Origin of the sequence: Photorhabdus sp. RW14-46 (assembly GCF_963887965.1) — a bacterium.
Taxonomy (GTDB): Bacteria; Pseudomonadota; Gammaproteobacteria; order Enterobacterales; family Enterobacteriaceae; genus Photorhabdus; species Photorhabdus laumondii.
Genome location: NZ_CAWPHH010000009.1, coordinates 66984 through 86018 on the forward strand (window position 1 = coordinate 66984; position 19035 = coordinate 86018).

The 19035-nt window shown below is 36.9% G+C and carries 15 protein-coding genes; 5 read left to right on the forward strand and 10 right to left on the reverse strand.

Annotation, left to right across the window (positions count from 1 at the left end):
* The 7 genes from AACQ38_RS10100 to AACQ38_RS10130 form a co-directional block, all read right to left on the reverse strand.
* A complete protein-coding gene (locus AACQ38_RS10100) occupies positions 1–1488 on the reverse strand; it encodes a carotenoid oxygenase family protein (protein ID WP_165578037.1) in 1488 nt (495 codons plus the stop codon).
* Positions 1489–1847: 359 nt separating this feature from the next.
* Positions 1848–2177, reverse strand: coding sequence for a hypothetical protein (locus AACQ38_RS10105; RefSeq protein ID WP_011148427.1), 330 nt, complete (start codon positions 2175–2177; stop codon positions 1848–1850).
* A 911-nt stretch (positions 2178–3088) separates the two neighbouring features.
* A complete protein-coding gene (gene fghA, locus AACQ38_RS10110) occupies positions 3089–3937 on the reverse strand; it encodes an S-formylglutathione hydrolase (protein WP_165578038.1) in 849 nt (282 codons plus the stop codon).
* Between the two features lie 122 nt (positions 3938–4059).
* The gene (locus AACQ38_RS10115) at positions 4060–5169 is read right to left on the reverse strand and encodes an S-(hydroxymethyl)glutathione dehydrogenase/class III alcohol dehydrogenase (protein WP_165578039.1); all 1110 of its coding nucleotides are present in this window, start codon (positions 5167–5169) and stop codon (positions 4060–4062) included.
* Between the two features lie 25 nt (positions 5170–5194).
* On the reverse strand, positions 5195–5353 hold the full coding sequence (locus AACQ38_RS10120) for a hypothetical protein (RefSeq protein ID WP_165578040.1): 159 nt from the start codon (positions 5351–5353) through the stop codon (positions 5195–5197).
* A 144-nt stretch (positions 5354–5497) separates the two neighbouring features.
* Positions 5498–5641: a hypothetical protein gene (locus AACQ38_RS10125; RefSeq protein WP_165578041.1), complete on the reverse strand. Its 144-nt coding sequence runs from the start codon at positions 5639–5641 to the stop codon at positions 5498–5500.
* A 35-nt stretch (positions 5642–5676) separates the two neighbouring features.
* The gene (locus AACQ38_RS10130; RefSeq protein WP_242685556.1) at positions 5677–5931 is read right to left on the reverse strand and encodes a hypothetical protein; all 255 of its coding nucleotides are present in this window, start codon (positions 5929–5931) and stop codon (positions 5677–5679) included.
* Positions 5932–6773: 842 nt separating this feature from the next.
* Between AACQ38_RS10130 and AACQ38_RS10135 the strand changes: the two genes are divergently transcribed.
* The 5 genes from AACQ38_RS10135 to AACQ38_RS10155 all read left to right on the forward strand — a co-directional run bounded on the left by AACQ38_RS10135 (position 6774) and on the right by AACQ38_RS10155 (position 13995).
* Complete coding sequence (locus AACQ38_RS10135; protein ID WP_011148421.1) at positions 6774–7982, forward strand: ABC-three component system protein; 1209 nt, start codon at positions 6774–6776, stop codon at positions 7980–7982.
* 2 nt (positions 7983–7984) lie between these two features.
* On the forward strand, positions 7985–8467 hold the full coding sequence (locus tag AACQ38_RS10140; protein ID WP_165578043.1) for a three component ABC system middle component: 483 nt from the start codon (positions 7985–7987) through the stop codon (positions 8465–8467).
* Positions 8468–8469: 2 nt separating this feature from the next.
* The gene (locus AACQ38_RS10145; protein WP_165578044.1) at positions 8470–10455 is read left to right on the forward strand and encodes a DUF3732 domain-containing protein; all 1986 of its coding nucleotides are present in this window, start codon (positions 8470–8472) and stop codon (positions 10453–10455) included.
* Positions 10456–10652: 197 nt separating this feature from the next.
* Entirely contained in the window at positions 10653–11525 is an 873-nt protein-coding gene (locus AACQ38_RS10150) for a phosphorothioated DNA-binding restriction endonuclease (RefSeq protein ID WP_165578045.1), read from the forward strand.
* A gap of 829 nt (positions 11526–12354) precedes the next feature.
* Positions 12355–13995: an SIR2 family NAD-dependent protein deacylase gene (locus AACQ38_RS10155; protein ID WP_165578046.1), complete on the forward strand. Its 1641-nt coding sequence runs from the start codon at positions 12355–12357 to the stop codon at positions 13993–13995.
* 75 nt (positions 13996–14070) lie between these two features.
* Here the strand turns inward: AACQ38_RS10155 and AACQ38_RS10160 are convergent, their stop codons facing one another.
* From AACQ38_RS10160 to AACQ38_RS10170, 3 genes are all read right to left on the reverse strand, one after another.
* Entirely contained in the window at positions 14071–14349 is a 279-nt protein-coding gene (locus AACQ38_RS10160; protein ID WP_207631831.1) for a helix-turn-helix domain-containing protein, read from the reverse strand.
* Between the two features lie 388 nt (positions 14350–14737).
* Entirely contained in the window at positions 14738–17854 is a 3117-nt protein-coding gene (locus AACQ38_RS10165; protein WP_165578047.1) for a type I restriction endonuclease subunit R, read from the reverse strand.
* A gap of 25 nt (positions 17855–17879) precedes the next feature.
* Positions 17880–19034, reverse strand: coding sequence for an AAA family ATPase (locus AACQ38_RS10170; protein ID WP_165578048.1), 1155 nt, complete (start codon positions 19032–19034; stop codon positions 17880–17882).
* Between the last annotated feature and the right edge of the window lies 1 nt (position 19035).

Sequence of the window (19035 nt, forward strand, 5' to 3'; positions counted from 1 at the left end):
TTATCTATGCTCCCGGGGATTCACTCCCTTGCCGTCGCGATGCATCTTGAAATCCATAGGGTATAGCATAACTTCATTTATCCAGCAGTGATGCATTCCCATTGGAATATGGTGCGGCAAACGTAATCTGCACACCATTGAGAGATCATCAGCATTTAAAACTACGATATCTGTACAGTGCAATTTTTCGACATAAACCTTAAAAATAAGCCAACCATCATCTTCTTTAACAGCACCCGGTTTGGCTACAAAAACAGGTTCTTCCGGCAAATCATTATCAAAACTGTGGCTTAATACACGCTTATCAAAACAATCAAATTTAATTATTGATCTCCCTTCACTGTCAGAATTCCCCCAACAAACGAACCAGGCATATCTGTACTGTCTACCACAGACTGTAGGGTTTATGGCTGGGAAATCAGTATTCCCCCTGAATAAAATTTCTTTATCAACATTCCCGGATGCTGTGCATAAAGTAAAACGACAAAGTTCTGAACTATTATTTTTAAATATATTCTGTGTAAATACTGGGAATGACCGCCAAAATGAGGCGTCGAAAATCACATTCCCATCGGCATCTTCATAACCATTTGCAAAATGAAAAATAAATCCAGGAACTGCATCATAGAATTTCACATCATGGCATTTTCTTGAAACTAAAAGAACCCGGCCATCTTCACTTTCACGTGAATTCATGGATGCAATGATGCTTTCATTGCCAATTACATTGCTCAACTTAAGATTTATATGCGGCCCACCTAAAAAAAATAAAAAGTAATTTTTTGTCACTATGAAATCGTGAATTAAATACCTTTTCTTAAGCGAAATTTTGCGTATAACCATCATATCGCCGGCACTGTCTATTTTGTATAGCGTTAACTTAGATCCAATACCATATGTCACACCAAATCCATATAAATTATCATCATTTGGTATTTTTTTAGGATGTGCTGTAAATGGTACTTCACGAAGGTTAAGTTTGGGAAGGAAAGAAAATCGTGCTTTTAGCTTTCCAGAAAAGTCATATTTTGAAATTGTCTCAAGAGTTACCGGATTAATTAAATGTGGCATCCCTCCTTCCCACAACGCCAGAAGCTTATGAGAATGATATACAATATTTGTATTTGCCGGATTTTTAATAATAAAAAATCTCATCCTGAGTTTTAGTTTTTTGGGGACGGTTCCAACCGAGCGATACAGTAACCTTTGAGCTTCTTCCTCTTTTAAGTATTCCTTTGTTAACACATGTCTGTTTCTATAGAATATCCCATTATCACTGAACGTTACTTTAAATATCATTCCATCCCCATCAAATGGATGATTATAATATTCGTCTCCCCTATGCAGGCGACCGGGACCAATTCTAAAGAAAGTACCTTTTAACTCTGAAGGAGCCTCTCCCTCAATAGGAACTAATTTTGAATCAAGTTCCTCCAGCTGAGATTGAAAGGGATTAATATGGTTTTTCGATAATACAACGTCGCTCAAGCCTTCACCTCTATATTTCCAACCGAATAATAGGTAATGATTTAATACCGGAGCTCTATAAGAAGATATAACTATACTAAAATAACAGTACTTTATTGAAGATGAACAGAACTATTTTTTTCCAAAGGGATTTTTGTAACTGAAATCACGAAGAAGAATTTTTCTATAACTATAAACAGTAACACACCTTTGATGTGATGGCGTACATGTAGAAGGGTGACTGAAACATTAGGAGCAACGCCAGATAAATGTGTACTCAGGCTTGGAATGTGAGAGAGTGCAAGCATGAACTGTCCCCCAAATGTTAGACTTCAATCCGTACATAGGGGGACAATTTAAATATGGTGGGTTTGTATGTATTACGAGATATCAATCAAACCAAGATCATTGCTTAATGTCGTACCACTGATATTGTAGCTGGCAAGTACTTGACTTCCTTTTTTGTATAAAAAAGCTTTACGGGCTTCATTATCATTTCCCCATACTACAAATACATGCATAAAAACTGTTGAGCCATCAGGAACGCCAAGATCGCCAGGGTCAACAGTATCTGTTAATCCAAGAGTAATATTATTACCTTGCTGACTTAAATGCTTTTCACCGTCGCCATCCATATAACTAAATTGGATTCTAGCAACGAATCCACCTGAGTTTTTAAGACTCATCTTGCCAATTTCTTGCAATGTCATTACAGTCTCCTTTTGAGAAAAAACTAATAACATTTAGCTATTCAAATAAGTAAGTCGTCTAAGATGTGTTAAATAAAAAATAAATCTTAACGAGTGAAATAAATAACACATTAAAACCACTAGGACAAATAATTGTTATGTGTGTTTTATAAAAAACAAAAATTATTTTAACAAGTACCAGAATAAGTAATTTTCTTTCATTAGATATGTAATATGGTTCCTATTTTTTCTTTATAACACAATAAAATGAGATATTTATTTTTATACAAAATGACTTTATTGTTTTGATTAGTAATGATTTCAATTTATAATGTTTTTTTATAATAGTAATTGCAACATCATGACGCTGTGAATAAATGATTTCGTATTTATTTAATGAATTATTAGATATTTTTCCATCTTGATTTTTTCTCAGTCGATTATTTCATTAGTTTATGACAATAATTTATCTCTTAATGCTTAATTAAAATCTGTATATTTTTATAAATAAGTGAAAATGACTTTATCTAATACTATAAGATAATTTTTTTGATTTAAAAATAATTCATTAAGTGTTTAGTATCCCAATGTCTGACGTTGGCGATTATTCAGTTTATTCATAAAGAATCTTATTTTCCATTTTGTCGCCGATGAAAAGTCTGTTTCCTAATATCATCTGCCTTTTTAAGTTGTTCAAGTAACTCTTCATAAAGTTGTTGCAGGGGGTTGATGGGATGCCGCTGGAGAACTCACTTCAAATCAGCGGCCTACTTTACAGGATTGACCCAAAGTAAATAGAGTAAAAAATTTCTTTAATACCTTATTAACGTAGGTTTTTTTGTCTGAATTTGTATCAAATCGACTAAATGATCACCCGTGTATTGGTTTAGTCATCCTTTTATCGTAAAAATATTAATGGATTCGTATGTAATTTATTGATTATCAATACAAATCTCCTTCAATACATTGGCATGATATGCGATATGTTCACCGATAAAACTGGCGACGAAATAGTAGCTATGATCATAACCAGTGCGCAGGTTCAGTGTGTAGGGATGTCCTGTGTTTTCGCATACATCCTTCAGCAGTTCAGGACGCAGTTGCTCTTCAAGAAACGGATCATCGGTACCGATGTCAATTAACATATGCAATGGCTCGGCGTTATTAGCCAGCAGCTCGATTGTGTCATAGGCTTTCCATGTGTCACGATCTTCGCCCAGATAAGCGCGAAAAGCTTTTTCTCCCCAAGGAACTTGAGAAGGAGCAACAATCGGTGAAAAGGCCGATACGCTGTGGTAACGATCTGGATTGCGTAGTGCGATCATCAGTGCGCCGTGGCCTCCCATCGAATGACCACTAATGGCCCGAGCGGTTGTTACCGGAAAGTGTGCTTCAATCAGTATTGGTAGCTCTGACACCACATAATCATACATACGGTAGTGCGGCGCCCAAGGATTTTGTGTTGCGTTGAGGTAAAAACTGGCTCCCTGACCTAAATCATAGGCGTCATCATCTGCAACTTTCTCACCACGAGGGCTGGTATCTGGGGTAACGAGAATAATACCCTGTTCGGCAGCGTAGCGTTGAGCGCCTGATTTTGTGATGAAATTCTGCTCATTACATGTTAGACCTGAGAGCCAATACAGCACCGGTAATTTCTGATGTTCAGCCTGAGGAGGAAGGTAGACAGCAAAATTCATGGTGCAGTCAAGCACGGTCGATTCATGCTGATAAACATCCTGCCATCCCCCAAAACAAGTGTGGCGTTCAATCCTCTCCATTCTTTTTCCTCTGTAAAACCTACCTACAGGTTTACTCATTTGACGGTAAACCTAGGGTTATCGTTTCCTGTTTTATTAAAAACCGCCTGTCACAGCACGGTTTTTAACTCCCGTAAAACAGCTTAGTAATGGATGACTGTGCGAATGGATTTTCCCGCATGCATTAGATCGAATGCTTCATTAATGCGTTCGAGCGGCAAGGTGTGAGTAACAAAAGGTTTTAACTCAATTTCACCTTTCATTGCCTCTTCCACCATTTTAGGCAACTGACTGCGGCCTTTAACACCACCAAAGGCAGTGCCTCGCCACGAACGACCGGTAACCAGTTGGAATGGTCGGGTTGATATTTCCTGTCCTGCACCGGCCACACCAATAATCACTGATTGCCCCCAGCCACGGTGTGTGCTTTCGAGCGCAGCACGCATCACATTGACATTACCAATACATTCGAAGGTATGATCCACTCCCCATTCCGTCATCTCGATAATGACTTGCTGAATAGGTTTGTCATAATCATTTGGGTTCAGGCAGTCGGTTGCACCGAACTGCCTTGCCAGCTCAAATTTTGCCGGATTTGTATCGATGGCAATGATCTTGCCTGCTTTTGCCTGACGAGCGCCCTGGATAACGGCAAGGCCAATGCCGCCGAGCCCAAAGACGGCAACGGAATCACCGGACTGTACTTTAGCGGTATTATGCACTGCACCGATGCCGGTAGTGACACCGCAGCCTAGCAGGCACACTTCTTCATGATTTGCTTCCGGGTTGATTTTTGCCAGTGATACTTCGGCTACGACTGTATATTCGCTGAATGTGGAGCATCCCATATAATGATAAATAGGCTGCCCTTTGTAGGAAAAACGGGTTGTGCCGTCCGGCATTACACCTTTTCCTTGAGTTGCCCGTACGGCCACACACAGATTGGTTTTTCCTGATTTGCAGAACAAGCACTCTCCGCATTCTGCGGTATAAAGAGGGATAACGTGGTCACCGGGTTTGACGCTAGTGACGCCTTCACCAACCTCAACGACTACGCCAGCGCCTTCATGCCCGAGTATGACAGGAAAACCGCCCTCTGGATCATCCCCTGACAGGGTGAAGGCATCCGTATGACACACACCGGTATGACTGATTTTGACCAGCACTTCACCGGCTTGGGGCGGGGCTACATCGATTTCAACGACTTCAAGGGGACGGCCCGGTCCGAATGCAACAGCAGCTCTTGATTTCATAAGCTCTCCTTCTGAATAGACAGTGCTACGCGTTTGCGAATATATACCCGTCATCTTTCAAGCTGCCTCTTTGTTGGCTGCACTCACTCACCCCGGTCACATAGTTACCTATGCTCCCGGGGATTCGCTCCCTTGCCGTCGCGATGCAACTTGAAATCCATAGGGTATAGATTAATAAAGTCAATCGGGTTATCAGCGAAGATATTTTTGTAATAGTTTGTTAAGAATATGATTTCGCCTCTGTAGAAATGGTACAAAAATTTTAACATTAATACATGTTTTTAAAATAGCGTACTAGAGATAATTGGGAAACTATGATTTGTCATGGTCACAGATGTCCTTTCAGGAAAAGGCGGGTTGTGGAGAAATAACCTAACTTTGCACCAGCCATTGCGAGTTCCATAATATCCAACATATTCCTACGGGTTGGCAAAGTATCGGCTAAGCAATGAAGTTCTTGGAAGTTATTCACTGAACAAGCCCTCATAAATAGAGGGCCTATATGTATTACGCAACATCGATCAAGCCGAGATCATTATTTAATGTTGTACCACTGATAACATAACTCGCAGTCGATTGACTTCCTTTTTTGTATAAAAAAGTTTGACGAGCTTCATTATCATTTCCCCATACTACAGACACATGCATAAAAATCATCGCTCCATCAGGAACACCAAGATCGCCTGGGTCAGTAGTTTTTGTTGCGCCAAGATTAATATCATTACCTTTATTACTTAAATATTTTTCACCGTCGCTATCCATATAACTAAATTGGATTCTAGTACTACAGCCGTAGATACCAGAAAGTTGCATTTCCCTTGATACTCACAACTCTGAGAAACCGCATGAATTAAGCTTTTCTATGAGTGTCTTTTCTATTGAGAGAAGTAAGTACGGCTGTAGTATTAGGACCCATGCTTATTTTCGCTAACATATTGGCACATATTGTTGTGCCAGCTCATCACTGGTACTGGAAGCTGGCAGAGTCGGAGAACAATCACAGAATACTGAAATCATTTATGGCTATTGACACTAATGGTCATTACCACATAACTGAAGATATACCCGTCATCTTTCAAGTTGCCTCTTTGTTGGCTGTACTCACTTACTCCGGTCACATAGTTATCTATGCTCCCGAGGATTCACCCCCTTGCCGCCGCGATGCATTTTGAAATCCATTGGGTATATTATGAAATATAAAGGCAGAATTTACTTCGGTTATCTACGTTATTCCCACTCCTCCAAGTTTACGTGATGGGAGATGCCTCAGAAATTACTTCTGGTTCGAGTGCTGCCATTGACATTAAAGTTATAACATTACTACCTACGTTGATGAGTATGTCTGTAAGAAGATAATATCAGACCTGACAGAGCCAAAATCGGTGATAAGTTGGTTATATGTACCAGTAGTAGTGGATGCTAAAGTCTACTGCAGGAGATATCTATGACCAACCTAGGAAACATATTAACAATAATGTATTGCATGTTGTATTAATCTGAGTTTGAATATCTTTCTGATTGTGGTGAGGTTTAGTTTTTGTCCATCCACATAAGTTAAGTAAGTAGTTTTTCAATGGCTTTTGTACAGAATGTGAAATAAGCTAATGATTACCCAAGATGCTAGTTCAAAACTTATCGGTTTCCTGTATCAGTTCGAGCGTGCCTTATATCGCATATTCTCAAGTGAACATAATTCTGTTGTATTTGGGATAGAAACAGTAGATGATGTGGTAGAGGAGGCTATATTAGCTAGTGGATTACCAAGCATTACTTTCGAACAGGATAAACATAGTTTAGATACCAGAGCTCAGCCTTATCAGGACAGTAGCAAGAATTTGTGGCATACCTTGCATATCTGGCTGGATGCTATGAAAGTAACCCGTGAAAGATATGACGAAGTTACCTATTGTTTAGTCACGAACCGAATTATTGATAAAAAAAATCTTGTAGTATTTCTTTCTGAAGCGAAAAGTGAAGAGCAGATTAATACTGCTTTAGCAATGTTAAAAGAACAGGCGAAAAAAATTACGGGGAAAGTTAAATCTATTGCAGAGGAAGTGTTAACTTATTCTGATGAAGAGTTAATATTCCTGATTAAAAATATAGAACTTCTTGATAGTCATGGAACGGCTTCTGGTATTTCCCCAAAGGAAGCTACAATTCAGTTACTACATTTACCATCTGAAGTAAAGGAACATGGAGATAATATCTATCAGACGTTGTTTGGATTTATGATCGACAAATGTAATACTGCTTGGAAAGTTAAACAACCTGTCGAGCTGACTAAAGAACCTTTTGCTAATCTCTTGAATTCTGAAATAAGTCTAATTAAACGTAAAAACTTTACTGAGCAACCTTTTTTCCAAACCGCTTTCAAAAATTATCTTAAGCAAGATAATGCAGAGCATTTATTTATCAAACAACTTCAACATATTGATATAAGTACAACGATGTGTAATCGAGCATTAGAGCACTATTGGGCATTTTATGCTGAAAGGGTCAGATTACAACAGGCAGGTGAAATTCCTCTTTCAGCATGGCGAGCCCGTGATGATGTACTTTATAATCGTTGGTTACAAATTAAAGATTGCATTGAACTTGGACTGGAATCAGAAGGAAATAGCCAAAAATTGAATATGTTGAAGAAAATTTATACTGATACAACGGATCCCAATTATACGGCTTCACTGGCTGGTCAACGAACTGAGAACCTTTATTTTACGACAGGAAATTACCACGATTTAGCCAATTCCCCTTCAAAGGAAACATTTATACACTGGCATAATGATTTCCTGAAGATTAAGGAGAAATAATTATGATTTATAAAGATAGCAATATAATTAATAACAGTTCACTCGCCTGTTTTCTGCTTGTCTATTTTGTAGAACAATATGAGAGCTGTTCTGTGAATGATGATCATCCTGATTTAATGAAACTATTACTTGTACTTCCTATTGTATGGCATAAAGTCAGTCGGGAATCAATCAAAAAAAAGAAAAGAACAACACCTCTAATTGCCGTAGTACAGGAATCACTTTTGATTAAATCTAACTTAGCGCAACGTGTTTCAGAATATGCAGGAGCCTCCATTCAGGGGCTGAATTTAGCTGTTTCCTCTGGTTTGCTAATGCGATTGATTGAACACGGTGAAACGCGGTTTGCAACAAACTTCTCAAAATGGCCGGGAGGAATAAATAAGTTGCTTCCTAAAGAAATGGTTCAAATCATAACACGATTGGCAAACTGGTTTTCTTGTGTAGATACACCTTCCATTTATCGTCTTCTTCTGGGTAACTAATTATGAAATTCACTATTGATGCATTAATACTTTGGCCTGTTAATCCCAATAATAATCTTCGGGTAATCCCCTTTAAAAGCGATAAAATAAATATAGTTCATGGGATTAGCGGCACAGGAAAATCATCAATTATATCAATAATTGATTATTGTCTTGGAGCAAGCAAGTGTGCTATTCCTGTAGGTATTATTCGAGAGTCTGTTATGTGGTTTGCGATTAAAGCTAATATTCGAGGGTATAAATATCTTATAGCAAGGAAAACACCCAGTAAAAGATCGGTTAGCAATGAGTACCATCTTTCCCCTTATCCTGAAGAACTTCCTTTGACTCTTACTTCAACTCATTCAGATGCTGTTTTTAAAAATAAATTTAATCAACTTGTTAATCTGACTGATCTCCCTCTGTCTGAAAATAACGAAAAAACTGGATTTGATGGAAGAGCTTCCTACAGAGATATGGCTGCTTTTAATTACTTGCCACAACATATTGTGGCTAATCCATATACTCTATTTTTTAAAGCCGACTCTTACCAGAATAAAGAAAGACTAAAAAGGGTAATGCCGTTTGCATTAGGCATTATTGATCGTCAATATATGATTAGAGAGAAAGAGCGTATAGATATACAGAAGCAGCGAGATTCACTATATAAACAGCAAGAGGTAAACAAAAAAGCGTTGTCAAGTTGGGCTTTTGATGTTGATCGCCTATGGAAGGCATGTGTGGAATTGGGGTTATTATCAGAAACAGAAAATCAGGATACTGATGCTAAAGTAAAATCATTAAATTACATTAATGATATATATACTGAAGGGCGTATCGGTGATCTATTGGGTACTCCTAATTATGAGTATACCAATAGGCGTTTAAAAGCACTTGTTGCTCAAGGAGAGGAGATCCAACAGCATATTGATACATTACGGATCCAAATCAGAAACTATGAGCAACTATTTTCCAGAGGTCAAGATTTTACACAGGCAATACAGAAAGAAAAAGAGCATATTGTTGGATTTGACTGGCTTAAGAATAATTTGTCTCCAGGAGGTGAATGTATCGCATGTGGATCAAAAACAAATATATTATCAACAGTTGTTGATAATCTTGAAAAACAAATTTCCCGGATTAACTCTATCTCCGAGGTTCTTTTTGAAAACCCCATAGCAGATAAAGAAATTGATAAATTAAAAAAAGAATTACGAATTCAGCAAGATAAACTTCAAAAAATCCGCAAGGAAAAATTTAATCTAGAAAAAATAGATAAATCTACCAACAATTCCATGAATAAAGTATATGTTTTAATTGGGCGTATCCAAGAAACATTATCATCACTTAAAAAAGTAAATAACACTGATGATATAAGTGAGAAAATAAAAGAATTAGATGATCAATTCAATGAAATAGAGAAATTCTTTTTTCAGTCTAATAAAAGCAGAACAGAATATATTGTTTACCAAGAGATAAATTCACTTATAGAAAAGTATGCTGATAATTTTAGGCTTGAACGTCGAGGCAATATTAAACTTGACAAAAATGAGTTAACATTATGTTTTAATGTAGATAATGATAGAAGAAATGAATTTTTATGGGAAGTCGGCAGTGGAGCTAATTGGATGGGATATCATTTATCTGTCTTTTTAGCTTTGCATGAATTTCTATCTCATAAAGATCGTACTCGTCTTCCTCCGTTTAGCTTTTTAGTGATTGATCAGCCTAGTCAAGTTTATTTCCCTAGTGCTGCTTCCGGAGATAATATATTAGATGTAATGGCAGAAGATGAAAGTCTCCAGATAACCAGACAAAATGATGTTGTCGCTACACGGAGAATTTTTGAAATGTTGGCAGTCGCAATTGAAGAAAATAACTATTTTTTTCAAGTAATAGTGCTTGAGCATGCTGATGAATCAATATGGGGGCAAGTAAAAAATACATGTGAAGCCGCGTGCTGGAAGGATGAAGGAGATGGCTTGATACCTCGCTCTTGGAGTTTGTAATATAATCTACTCTAGGATTTTTCTGAGTAAGAGCAAAGGATATCTAACTTTAATGTTAGATATCCCAGACTGCTGACAAACCTAGTTTAATATAACCGGGTTTGTTGGCAGTATGAATACTCAGCATCAACTAAGTATTGAACTTATTCACTTTTGCGAGCATGATCGCAGTTCATTCACCAGTTTAGCTAATAGTTATGACTTCACTCGCAGCACTGCAAACAGCGATATCAAAACTCACCGTCTGGCGTAAAGGCGATCAACGCGCACCACATAAGCCATTACTGCTATTGTATGTGTTGTCTGAGTACAAAAAAGGTCATGGGCAATTGTTTAAATACGGTGATGAAATCCATCAACCACTATTACAATTACTCACTGATTTTGGCCCCAGCCGCAAAGAACACTATCCTTCAATGCCTTTCTGGCGTTTACGGAGAGATGGCTTTTGGGAACTGAAAAATGCAGAACATTGCACACCACGTCGGGGAAGCAAGGAACCGCCAAAACGAGAGCTGATTGAGTATCAGGTTGCCGGAGGTTTTGATTCAGACAGTTTCCAGTTACTGCGCCGTCAGCCTGCGCTTGTTGATGAACTGGCACAACAGATCCTCAATGAACATTTCCCTGAAAGCGTTCAGGTAAGTCTGGTTGAGCGACTAGGTTTTGATATTAACAAGAGGTTAAATAGCCGTGATCCACGTTTTCGTGATGTGGTTTTACGCGCTTATCACTACCGCTGCGCCGTTTGTGGCTATGATTTACGTCTGGATGGCTCTCTGGTCGGTCTGGAAGCCGCCCACATCAAATGGAAACAGTTTGGTGGCCCTTGCCTTGTGGAGAACGGTTTGGCACTTTGCACACTTCATCATTCCGCTTTTGATAGAGGTGCAATCGGCGTAGACGAGAATCTGAAGATTAAAATTTCTGATGGGGTCAATCGTAGTCCGGTTGTTGAGCAATTGTTCTGGGCCAGAGATGGCGAAAGCCTTTATCTTCCGCGTAATCGTCAGTACTATCCGGCAGATAGATTTATTGAATGGCATCAGACTCAGGTGTTTAAGACATAGATAAAGTCGATTTGTGTTGCAGGTATTAACCGTCTAGGTATTTTGATGTTTAGATGGTTATATCATGCGCTTTTCTCCAAATCTCTCACATTATCTCTCCCGCCCTTTTCCATCCCATCTGAATAACTCCATACCACTGTAATATCAATCCAAATCGTATGAGTTTGTCTCGATATATGAACAGGACTTTACTCCAAAGTTACCGACATGGTGGTCTTTTCGGAGCTAAAGAACGCATAAAATGGGAGATGATACATCACATTATTTTCGCCGTACCCAAAAGCAGAAAACGTCATATTGAAATCTACGAAAGCTTGTCAATCCCCAAGATAAAACTCATGTCAGTGAAAGAAATTAATCAGCAATATAAAGAATGGGGGCTTTCTTATTATTTAAATCGATGAGAAAGGTAAGCTACAGTAATATTGCATAAAAATAATCATTGAACTATATCTTGCATTTGATTCTTTCTTATTCAGAGTAGTTCATTACCCACTCTTTATTAGAGTTTTGGTTATCCTTGGATAAACTCATATATGTGTCTGCCATATAAAAGAGGTTGTCAAACTTTGTGCTGATAGTATCATTATGGTATTACTTTCTCTGAGTCAATATATTGCACCTTAAAATAACAAATTGTTACTATGTAACAGGAATTTATTTCATAAATTAATAATCATCATTATTATAACATTGGTTTATTTTTTAATCGCCAACATATCTCACAAATTAAGTAAGCTCTGATCAAAATATTAGAAAAAGTGATTTAATATGTTTTACTATATGCAGTATACCAGTGGTCGGCTGATCTTTATGAAAAGGGCTTAAAATGTCTGACTCTATTTTTAACTTTAAAAATTATCCAATAGTATTTATTGGATCTGGAATGTCTAAAAGATACTTGGAAAATTCTCCAACATGGCCTGAGTTGCTGGAAGAATACTGGAATAAAATTGATAACAATGGTCAAGGTTTTTATAATTACTTATCGGAAATAAAGGATAAATATAAAGAAGAACAAAATGACTCTGATTTAAATCATAAAGTATATTCGGACGCAGCAACTTACATTGAAAAAAAATTCAAGGAATTATTTAATTCAGGGAAAATATCATTAGAAGGATTAACATCAAAAAGAGTTTTTGACGAGGATATATCACCATTTAAATATTCTTTATGTCAAAGATTCAAGCAAGATAAATTAAGACAAAATATTAAAAAAGATGAACTTGAATCATTTAAGAAGTTTTTAAAAAATGCAAAAATGATTATTACAACAAATTATGATTCATTTATTGAAACACTTTTGTCAGAACAAAATGTTGAACCTAAAATGTATATTGGCAATGAAGGTTTTTTTGATGATACTATTGGATGGAGTGAGTTATATAAAATACACGGAGATATAGAATTACCTAATTCAATAGTAATTAATAGTTATGATTATGAAAGATATGATGATAAATCTATACTGATTAGCGCAAAAATATTGTCAAGCATGATAAAAAGCTCGATAATTTTTATTGGATATTCATTAACAGATAGAAATGTAAAAAAACTACTGACTGATTTTTCTTCACAACTTCCGAAAGAAGACAAAAGAAAATCTGCTGAAAGAATTATTTTTATTGAGTTTAAAAAAGATGAAATGGATATTATAAAAACACATAGAACAGATGATAAATCACAAATAACGTATACATCTATAGAAACAGATAATTATAAAAAGATATATGATGAAATAAGTAATATAGATGAAGGGTTGCCGCCATATGATATTCTTAGATATCAAAGGGTAATAAAGCAACTTATACTAGAAGAGGGGGAAAAAGGAAATCTAGGTAGTATATTAGTCACACCTTCTGATTTGGATGAATTAGAGAAACATGCCAATTCTGGTAAAAATTTAGTTGTTGCCTTAGGTGATAAACAACTTGTTTATATTAGAGTAAAAGAAATGGAATATTTAGAGGATTATATCTTTGATAAAAGTGAAATACCAAATAAATCAGCTATTGAATTTCTTATCGATTGTCCTCCTCATGCCAGAACTCCTTTCTCAAAGTTAATAAAATCTTGTGATTTCCATAATATAAAAATATCAAAAAAAGAAATGAAAAAAATAGAAACAAGAATAAATATGCATGGAAAAATAGATAACTTAGTTAAATCTGTTAATCTGGATAAAAAATACTCAAGTATTGGGTTTAGATCAATTGAAGATATCAAAGCCGAGAACTTATTAAAAAACAAAGAATTATTGGTTATAATAAAGAACATAAAATCAATAAGTAAAAATGAATTAAGGAAATATATCCAAGAAGAAGCCTTTCCATTATTTAAAAGAAGTGGAAAGGATGATCATTTAAAATCAAACTTAAGAAAGTTATTTTTAGCTTTTGATTTATTCATACATGGAGATGTAAGTCTAGATTTATTAAAACAAGGCGACTTAACTTCTCTTAACTAAAAGAAATATTCTAACTATCAATTGGTGGGGGCTTAGTACCCCCACAAGAAAATATCTTTTTAATTCAGGCTATTGTTAGTCAAATTCTTTTCTAGCCTTTCGCTCAATAAGCTGACCGTACATATCAAAATACCGACTCGGCCAGATTTCTGAGGGATGGATTCCGAGATAATTCGCAATTATCCATTCACCTTTAGGCCAAGGCCGACTGGGCGTATTGGCTAATGTAGATGAACTGACTCCCGCTTCACGAGAAACAGCCGCTAAGATTGTTCCACGCTTACGTAATACAGCAATTATATTCGCTTGATGCCAGCCATTTCTAACATTATTTATTCCTGTTATCCTTTCCATTAATTAATATTGATGGTGGCGATTCAGACAGTGTTCGTGGACAGGGTAATTATGACCGGCAAGGCTAAGCCTTTCCTGCCTGAACCACCATTGCAAGCGATGGGATCTTTGTAGTAACAGGTTAATACGTTATCGATTAGATTTGTCGGGGCCAGCTTTTGTTTGATGGTAAAAATAGCTTCATAAAAATTCACAATAATTACAGTCTGTTGTGGTGTCTAAAACTATTAAGACGCATCAATTTGTGAGCCGAGGAAAGGTGAGATAATGATACAAATGGAAGAGGGAAAAATAGCGTATTAACCATCTAAACGCCAAGGTGTTTAGATGGTTGGTAAGTGGCTTATAATAGCTAGTAGTAGATCGACTGTTGTATATTAGCTCACACCTATATTTGCCCACCTACACCTTTAAACTTCTCAACAAATGCAGCAATTTTCTGGAAAACAGCCTGTTTTTTCGTTCTGTATTCCGGGTTAAGTGGACTTAACTTAGGTAGAGTGGAATTGAGCTCTGTGCCGTTTTCACTTGCATATTCTCGTTTTAATGATGCTGTAATATAGCGCTTAGCCGCATCTTCATTTAATTTCTCCGAGCTAATTAACTCTTCTGCTTCACGTTTTTGTTCAGCTTGAGCAAATTTGAAAAATTCATCAATAATACTGGCCTTGTCGATAATTTCGTCCAAGTTAGTTTGATTAATGAAATCAACAATTAAACTTTCTTTTGCTCGATTGCCAAGGCTGGAACGAATTAAACGGCGAACTTCATCAATTAATTCTGCCTTATTTTTATTCTTTTTATTGTTTTCAAAAATCAACTCAAGAATGTAATCTAAATTAATTTCCTGCGATTTGAGCAAGTCCACTTCAAAGACGACATCATCCCAGTCAATAGTAGATTTATCTTTCTCGTTAGACGACTTTTCACGGCGTAACCAATCACGCGTATCATTATAGGTTGAGCGATAATCTTGAATAGTACGCTCAGTTGGCATCTCAATCGCTTGCATCGCGGCGATATCTTCATCACTCAGGTAGTATTTAGCCTTAAATGCCTCAACAGCCTCCGGATTACTAATATCTACATGTTGTAGAGCCTTTAATCCTGCAAATTCATCATAGTTTTGCAGTACATTCTCCGTACGTAAATATTCACCAAATAGTTTGGCAAAGTCCTTTTTATCTTGTTCTTTAACAATATCATCAGGGTTAGGAAAGCGTCTTTGTAGCTCTGTCACTACCTCTAAAAATCCGCGACGTGCTTCGCCGGTGATTAAATCGGTAAAGCCTTCCATGTATTCTTTATAGCTTTTTTCCAGCACTATGTTTTTGGTGTTTTTATCACCAAATAAAGTGATAGCCTCAACCGTAGTCTGTTCTAAATCACGGAAGGTGACGATATTGCCAAAGGTCTTCGTGGCGTCATAAATACGGTTAGTACGTGAAAAAGCTTGCATTAGGCCGTGGTAACGCAGATTTTTATCGACAAATAAAGTATTCAATGTCGGCGCATCAAATCCTGTTAAGAACATGCCAACAACAATCAGTAAATCTACTTCTTGATTTTTCACTCGCTTAGCGAGGTCTTTATAGTAGTTTTGGAAACCTTTACTATCTACACCAAAATTCATTTTGAACGCTGCATTATAATCATCAATGGCTGCGCTTAAAAATTCTTTGGCACTGCTGTCCATTGCGGTGAGCTCAAAACTTTCATCAATAAGCTCACCAATAGCATCTTGCTCTTCATTAGCGGCGAAAGAGAAGATAGTGGCAACATTAAGCGGTTTTTTATTTGCTTTATTTTCTTCAGTCTCTTTTTGTAAATGCTTGAACGCTTCATAATAAGCTTTGGCGGCATCCACGCTACTGACAGCAAACATGGCATTAAAGCCTTTGCCGCCTGCTTGGAGACGATGTGTTTTTTGCCTGAAGTTATTTAAAATATACTGGGAAATTGCACGAATACGAACGGGATGTAAAAAAGCTTGCTTGTTTTCTGCCGCTGTTAACTTTTTCTCGTCTTGTTCGGTTTCAATGGACTTAAACTGTGGTCTTACATCGTTATAATCAACTTTAAACTTCAATACTTTTTCATCACGAATGGCATCGGTAATCACATACGAATGTAATTCTCGGCCAAATACACTACTGGTGGTGTCTGCTCCTAAAGCATTTTGCGGGAAAATTGGCGTGCCCGTAAAACCAAATTGATAATACTTTTTAAATTTCTTCTTTAGGTTTTTTTGTGCTTCACCAAACTGGCTGCGGTGTGCCTCATCAAAAATAAACACTACTTGCTTATTGTATATTGGTAAATCGCTTTCACTTTTTATTAAGTTATTAAATTTTTGAATGGTAGTAACAATAATTTTATTGTCATCTTTTTCAATATTCCGTTTTAGCCCTGCGGTACTTTCCGAACCATTAACGCTGTCAGGCGAAAAACGTTGATATTCTTTCATGGTCTGGTAATCCAGATCTTTACGATCGACCACAAAAAACACCTTATCGATAAAATCCAACTCAGTAGCCAAACGCGCCGCTTTGAAACTAGTTAAGGTTTTGCCTGACCCCGTGGTATGCCAAATGTAGCCACCACTTTCAGTATTACTCCAATTTTTAGCCTGATATGCACTTTTAATTTTCCACAAAATACGTTCAGTAGCCGCTATTTGATAGGGGCGCATCACTAATAAAGTATTGCTAACATCAAATACAGAATAATGAATTAACACATTCAGCAAGGTATTTTTCTGAAAAAATGTGGCTGTAAAATCTTTTAAGTCTTTAATCAGCGTATTATCAGATTTGGCCCAATTCATGGTGAAGTCAAAACTGTTTTTATCACGCTTGGTAGTATTGGCAAAATAGCGCGTGTCTGTACCGTTTGAAATCACAAAAAGCTGTAAGTATTTAAACAGCGAGTTTTCTGTATTAAAGCTTTCTTTACTATAACGATGCACTTGGTTAAAGGCTTCACGAATAGCAACTCCGCGCTTTTTAAGCTCAACTTGTACCAATGGCAGGCCATTAACCAAAATGGTTACATCGTATCGATTCGCTTGCGCCCCTGTTTGCTTGAATTGCTTAATGATTTGTACTTTATTACGGGCAATGTTTTTCTTATCCACGAGATAGATGTTCTCGATATGTCCATCATCAAAAACAAAGTCGTGGATATAATCGTTATGAATTTTACGAGTTTTATCTATGTTGTTATCGCTGGGCTTATCTAAGTATTGCTCAACAAAGCGTTGCCACTCACTTTCTGAAAAATTAACATTATTCAGTATCTGCAGTTGCTCACGCACATTGGCCAGCATGTTTTGGGGCGTGTTTAAGCCAGAAACATATTCATAACCTTGGTTGACTAAATCGTCGATTAATTCCCGTTCTAAATCACCTTCGCTTTGGTAGGTTTCATTTAGCTGCAATTCCTTAGTGTATTTATCCAGTACGATAAAGTTATTTGATTCAGCAACAGTTTTGTATTCGTACATACTTCACCTATAAATTCGATTCACTCTAATTTTCTGCCTGTTGGAAGCGGTACATAGTGTTAATTTCATTAACCAGATAGCGCAAAACACGCTTGTCATCTTCCGTAAGCTCAGCGACTTCTTCACCTGCATGTTTTGAATGACTAGAGATATTAATAATCCTGGCTTCATAAGGGTTAGGTCTGCCATCATCGGTTTTTGGCAATAAATCACCCCACTTTTTATAGCCAAGAAAAGTAGAGGTTTTTTCTAATATATTTCTTAGAAAGTTGAAGTGATACTTGCTCAATTGACCGTTTTCAATGGCTTTTTCGAGTTCTGACTTCAGATAAAGATGATATGAAAATGGTGAATCATTCGGTTGGATTGCTAGCTGATATGTGCCATCTTCATGCTTTGTCAGCCTGTATTTCTCAAACCATTTCTTTTTATAGCTTTTATCATCACTGTTTAGCTCATTGTGTAGCACGTTATAGAAAAGAGGGTTATGCGTCGTGATGATGAATTTAACGTTAGACTCGTTAGATTTAATAAGTTGAGCAAGATGTACTGCCAACTCAATCAAATGGTTTTCATCTAACGAGCTCACAGGATCATCAATAAAAACGTATTGCAATTGATTAAACTGATCTGTTTCTCGCTCACCGGGTTCAGCAACATTCAGCACGCTTATTACTTGCTCAATCAGTGTGTAAAACATACTCCAGATAAAGTTGCTTTCTTCGCCTTTTGATATTTTGACATTTTCAGTTGGTGCTTCATTACCACGTTCGAAAGAAAATGTGACCTCCGAACTATTTTCGCTAAAATGTGGAGTTAATTTTTCATCCGTATAGCGTTGAAAGTTAGCAATGATATTCCGATCTTGCCCTTGGTCTTTCAGCACCCAGTCTGTAAATGAATTCGGCTGGATTTTGAGTTTAGGCTCGGTATTCTCAGATAAGTCGTTATCCCAGTAAAACAAGTCTTCGGTAAAGGCGTTGTAATACAAAAAATTAATACGCGTCAATGATAGTCCTTCATTGTTGCTACTTTCATCATTATCAATTTTTGGCGCAATTAGTTGTTTAAATTCCCGCGAAAGCCGGGTTTTACCCGTACCATTAAAGGCATAGATCAGTTGTACTTTCTTGTTGGCATCTTTTAGCTGCTGGGCTATTCCCGTTAGCGTTTTGTTCATA